At 45.2% G+C, this 812-nt stretch carries 1 protein-coding gene and 1 pseudogene; both read right to left on the bottom strand.

Translation table 11 applies throughout. The features are described from left to right. Nucleotides 1-336, bottom strand: a pseudogene (locus tag A3729_RS09290) (ABC transporter permease); the annotation flags it as partial. Then, nucleotides 333-812, bottom strand: a 480-nt coding sequence (locus tag A3729_RS09295; RefSeq protein ID WP_156497838.1) for an ATP-binding cassette domain-containing protein, incomplete at its 5' end; no start/stop codon positions are given. The pseudogene A3729_RS09290 and the gene A3729_RS09295, both read right to left, overlap by 4 nt.

Below are 812 nucleotides of genomic sequence, written 5' to 3' on the forward strand. Positions count from 1 at the left end.
GCCTTTGTGAGAGTCCCCAAGTGAAATTGGAATAGCCCAGGCAACCGACTTGTGTGAAGAGATTTTTTGATAACTATCCCAGCCGATATTGTTGGTTGCATTGCCAATACAAAAAACGGAATACAATAACAACTGCACCGAACCACTTCTCGCGCCGACTAATAAGTCTGTGCCTGAAATCGTATTGGTAAAACTATGCTTAGCCTCTTTACGCACCGTATCGACACTCAGTAATAGAAAAACGCTGATACAAATACTAAACAAGGTTAAGCCACTGGTAAATTTCCGGTTGAGGATACTTTTCAGCGTTAGCTTCATCAGCAGTGCCCAATTCATAACACGGCCTCCTGCCCTTTATTTGAAGACTGTTCGCAAGCGCGGTTGAGTTCGCCTAACTGAATACTGCGATCAAAAGCGGCTTCCAGGCCAGCATCGTGGCTAACAAACAATATGGTCGCACCACTTTGCTTACACTCTTCTAGTAGTAACTGAATAAAGTGTTCACGTGTATCGGCATCCAATGCAGAGGTCGGCTCATCGGCAATAATGAGTTCCGGCGAGCCAATCAAGGCCCGGGCGGCGGCGACACGCTGCTGTTGGCCAACGCTCAAATCAGATACTTTTCGTGTCAGCATGGAGCGATCATTTAGCTGAAGCTGCGATAACAAGCGATAAGCTTCCTCTTCCAGGCTGCCCGACTTTGCTAATACTCGTTGAGTACGCAACTTAGAAAATTTACATGCCAGTGTGATATTTTCAATTACCGACATATAAGGAATCAGGTTAAAAAGCTGAAAGATAAAGCCTATATG

It is taken from the genome of Oleiphilus sp. HI0043 (genome assembly GCF_001634935.1).